The sequence below is a fragment of the Dendronalium phyllosphericum CENA369 genome (assembly GCF_016056275.1).
GTDB classification, from domain to species: Bacteria; Cyanobacteriota; Cyanobacteriia; order Cyanobacteriales; family Nostocaceae; genus Dendronalium; species Dendronalium phyllosphericum.
Map to the genome: position 1 here is coordinate 1 of NZ_JAECZA010000150.1, position 4676 is coordinate 4676.

The 4676-nt window shown below is 44.4% G+C and carries 3 protein-coding genes; all 3 read left to right on the forward strand.

All coding sequences use genetic code 11. The annotated features are described in order from the left end of the window. Positions 1-1251: endonuclease MutS2 (locus I8752_RS21100; protein ID WP_214434247.1), on the forward strand; the 1251-nt coding region annotated here is incomplete at its 5' end. Positions 1252-1924: 673 nt separating this feature from the next. Then, positions 1925-2530, forward strand: a complete 606-nt coding sequence (locus I8752_RS21105) for a DUF3038 domain-containing protein (protein ID WP_214434248.1) — start codon at positions 1925-1927, stop codon at positions 2528-2530. A 104-nt stretch (positions 2531-2634) separates the two neighbouring features. Then, a complete protein-coding gene (locus I8752_RS21110) occupies positions 2635-4302 on the forward strand; it encodes a DUF4335 domain-containing protein (RefSeq protein WP_214434249.1) in 1668 nt (555 codons plus the stop codon). Positions 4303-4676 lie beyond the last annotated feature (374 nt).

Genomic DNA, 4676 nt, shown 5'->3' on the forward strand with positions numbered 1-4676 from the left:
GGACGCGGGGACGCGGGGACGCGGGGATGGAATGAGGAGGACAAGGAGGATGAAGAGGATGAGGAGGATGAGGGGGATGAGGAGGTAAGAAAGAAAAATTCCCAATCCCCAGTCCCTAATCCCCAGTCCCTAGTCCTACTCGATGAAGTTGGTGCTGGAACCGATCCAGCTGAGGGTAGTGCTTTAGCGATCGCTTTACTGCAATATCTCGCTAACCATGCCCAACTCACGATTGCCACAACTCACTTTGGCGAACTGAAAGCGCTGAAATACGAAGATGAACGGTTTGAAAATGCCTCTGTAGAATTTGATGAAAGTACTCTCTCACCCACCTACCGTTTGTTGTGGGGTATTCCCGGACGTTCTAACGCTTTGACGATTGCGCGGCGATTGGGGCTAAAAGCAGAGGTGGTAGAACAGGCAAAAATTCAAGTAGGAGAGGCAACAGACGAAGTTAATCAGGTGATTGCTGGGTTAGAAGCGCAACGTCGCCGCCAGGAAACCAAAGCTGCTGAAGCACAAGACTTATTACAACAAGCGGAACGTTTATATAAAGAAGTATCCGCAAAAGCCGCAAGTTTGCAAGAGAGAGAACGCGATTTGCGGGCTTCGCAGGAAGTAGCAATACAGCAAGCGATCGCCCAAGCAAAAGGCGAAATCGCTCAAGTGATTCGCCGCTTGCAAAAAGGTACGCCAAAAGCCCAAGATGCCCAACAAGCAACCAATGCTTTAAATCAAATTGCCCAGAAATATCAGCCAGCATTGCCACAGAAACCAAAAATTGGGTTTATGCCCAAAGTAGGCGATCGCGTCCGTATTTCTCAGTTTGGGCAAACAGCGGAAGTGTTAAATGCTCCCGATGAGGATGGTGAATTAACTGTCCGCTTTGGAATCATGAAGATGACAATAAAGCTGCAAGACATTGAATCTCTAGATGGGCAAAAACCAGAGCCAATTGTTAAACCAAAACCAGCAGCAGTAGTTACGCCGTCACCCCAAAGTAGCCCAGCAATTCGCACCTCCCAAAATACAATTGATTTGCGTGGTAAGCGAGTATCTGATTCCGAATTAATTTTAGATAAAGCAATTTCAGAAGCTACAGGGCCGATATGGATTATTCACGGACACGGCACTGGTAAGCTGCGGCAGGGCGTTCACGCATTTTTGCAACAGCATCCCAGAGTCAGCCACTACGAAGCAGCAGAACAAGCAGACGGTGGCACTGGGGTGACAATTGCTCACATGCATTAGACCTATGAGCAAAAGTTACTTTTGCACTCTTGTGGGTAAAGGACAAAGGTAAAAGGTTTTTTTATTCCTTTCCCCCTTACCCCTTACCCTTTTAGCGACTTCTGCAAGAAGTCTATTGAATAAGACAGGAGGCAGGAGAACCTTGTCAAAAGGGTAAAGGCAATATCCAAACCTTTCTTCTTGTCCCTGTTACCTCCTAACTGCTGTACAGATTGGCAATAAATATAACTAGTAAACCCTACTGATTCTTCATTTTCAATTACTAATTGCCTAGCTAAAATCGGCAATTAACAATTAGTAATTAACTGGGAAAGCGATATTTATTTATACTATTGTACTGAAATAGCTCTAAGACTTAGCAAATGACTATTGGGTAGATATTTTACTTCTGTGTTGAAAAAAATTTTTCATCTAGTACAGTAAGACAGAGATACTGCTGTTTACCAAAATTAAAAAAGCTAGTTGCAGCTCGTGATGCAGTATGACAACAACAACTATGCAGTTGAAAGCTGAGTCAGGAATCGAGAGTTAGGAGTTAGTAGTTATTAGTTAGTAGTTTTATCTCCCCCTGCTCCCCTACCTCTTCTCGCTAGCTATAGGAAACCAACTTTAATCCTCGAAAGTCTGGTTTCAAAATGGGTAACAGCAACATTCCCTATCAGCCCGATCACCTATGCTAAAAGTTATGCACTTGACCGCCAATTCAACTACTCCGAATTCCCAGTGGGAGGATTTAATCAAGCTTCCAGCCCCAAACACGGTTCAATGGGATAATATCAAAACCCAGTTAGACTTAGTGCTGTTGGCGCTAGAAACTTTAACTGGCATTGGTTCCGAAGCAATGCTCTCGGCAGCAGTTAATCTCAATTTAGAGTCAAGAGTGCCAGACCGGGTAGCATTGTGGCGATTACGTCAGTCAAATCCTCTACGTAAAGGTCAAGGAGGGCGAAAAAAGTTAGATGTAGAAGAAGCGCGATCGCTTGTTCTAATCGTCTGCTACCTCGCCAAGCAGCACCAAGAACTGATTCGCCGTGCTGTTGGTCTATTAGAACAAATGGCCGAAAACAACCGGGAACCTCATCAGGCTGCCTTACTTGGAGATTATATCGATGCTTTCTGTAACATCTACCAAGAACGGATGGAAGAAGACGAACAAATCTCGACAGATTTACTTACTCGTCTGGCACTAAAACTGCTTGTAGACTTACTGTTTTACAGTGCCCCTGGTGGACATCGCCGTCTCTGGCTAGCACTTATAGACCGTTCTGCAAAATTTTAGATTTTAGATTTCTAATTCAAAAGACGCTCGCGGACTCGCGCTTGGCTGTGCTACCGCAAATCCAAAATCCAAAATTTCAAATTGTTTTTCTCGCAGTTCCTGCCATGCCTTTAACAAATTCTGTCATTCGTCGCTACACACCTCCTACTTGTACGCTAGAGATATTAGCCCAAAGTTCGCCCTTATCTAGTTGGATGGGGAAAACTGTTCTCAAACAGTTAAGCTTTGAGCTACGCTTTGACGACCCCCAATTACCTGAAGAACGTAGAATTATCATTCGAGGCGATCGCGACCAACTCGAAGCTTTATGCGATGCAGTCATTAGCTACGTACAACAATTGTTGCAACAACCTCCAGAAAGTTTTTGGGTGAGTTTCTCTGGACTCAAAGATTCCAGCAAAGTACCTAACGATTCAGAATTAACAGATTTCGACCGAGCTTCATTACCAACTAAAACATTCCCATCTTTTACTTCCCAGATCCCAGGGAAGATATATTTAGAATCAAGCAGTTATTTAACGCACAATTTATACCTCGGTTTTCTTGCCAATCCAGTATCTGGCCCTGTAGTTAAACTCACTCTGCTGCAACTGTTCGATTTAGCCACTGCCCTAGATGAGTACTCAACTGATGTTATGGCATTACCAACTGTCAACAACAGAAGTTATGCTCGGCAGTTCCCTGGTTGGGCCCCTGTTGCCGCAGTCTTGGTGTTAGGTGTGGGTTTATTACCAATAACATTTCAATACGCCAATAGTATTAGACAATACAAGCCGCAAACAGCCAAAAAAACTGCTCCTAACCAGGAAGAAATTGCTCAAGCACCTGCACTCGACTTTCCCGCACCGCAACCTGGGCTTACTCCCCCAGACAATTTGCGATCGCTACCATCAATAGGGACTACCCCTCCATTTTCTACTTCCACTTTGCCCCAACAACCCCTGACATCCTCTAATTCCAGTTTCTCCACCAAATCTCAATCTTCTATTTCTGGTTTGCCCCCAGCATCCCAACCAGCGGCGGCGAACAATACCTCGAATATACCTCCTGGGACAATTCCTGGTTTGAGTAGCAATCAACAAGGTACAGCATCTACAACAATCCCCCGTCAGCAAATTGCTATTGCCCCAAATCTCAAGCAATACTCAACACAGACAAATTCCCAAAGCGAAATTGCTCTTCCCTACAAGCGGAATTTACCACCTAGTCTTTCTTCAAATACAGACAGTTTATCTTCTAATATCCCAGTAGTACCTCCGTCTGGAGCTAACCTACCTAGTAACAGTAGTACTCTTCCTCCAAGCTATTCATCAATAGATCCAAGCCAATTAGAGACCAGAATTAATTCTTCAGGAACAACTTCCTCTAATGCAAAACCCTCGTCGAAACTAGCATCTACAACTACTTCTTCGGGTGATTCCTTAGCAGCAAGATTAAGAAGCGAATCCAAAACCCCTACATCACCACAGATTGCTACTGGCACATTATTTGATACCCCTCAAATTGCAGAAGCTAGAAGCGTCCTGACAAAGCGCTGGCAGCCACCTTCTGGATTAAGACAAACACTAGAATATAGTTTGATAGTAGGTGTTGATGGCACAATCGAACGAATTTTACCCCTGAATAAGTCAGCTAGAGAATTTATTGATAGCACTGGGATGCCTGATATTGGTAAACCTTTTGTTTCTGCGAATAGATACGGACAAAATGTCAGAATTCGAGTAGTTCTCAGCCCTGATGGTAAGGTGCAGACTTTTCCAGAGTCTGAATAATTACAGCAGAATTCCGAAGTCAGGATTCAGAAATTAAAAAAGGATAGCTTTTTAACTTAGACACCGTACTTCATTAAATAACAAACTGCTGTATAGCGTTTCCTAGTCTTGTGGAGTACAGATTATTGCAAGGGCGTGGGCGTAGGGCTTTGCCCTTCCCGTAGGGTACGACCGTTCGCCCCTATTCTTGTACTTCATTTGCCTTAGAAAGGCTATAAAAGGGAGTAGGGAGTAGGGATTGGGGAGTAGGGAAACTAAGCCGCCCCCTTCGGGGCGGGGTTTCAACCTATCTTGTGCAATACAAGGATTTTTCGCGCCACTTGCGGGCGAGGCTTTAACCTTTTTCGGGGCTAATTTCTTCCCCTACTCCCTAC

Coding starts and splice junctions, on each gene's coding strand:
- I8752_RS21105 (WP_214434248.1), top strand. CDS start 1,925: ATGCTAAAAGTTATGCACTTGACCGCCAATTCAACTACTCCGAATTCC.
- I8752_RS21110 (WP_214434249.1), top strand. CDS start 2,635: ATGCCTTTAACAAATTCTGTCATTCGTCGCTACACACCTCCTACTTGT.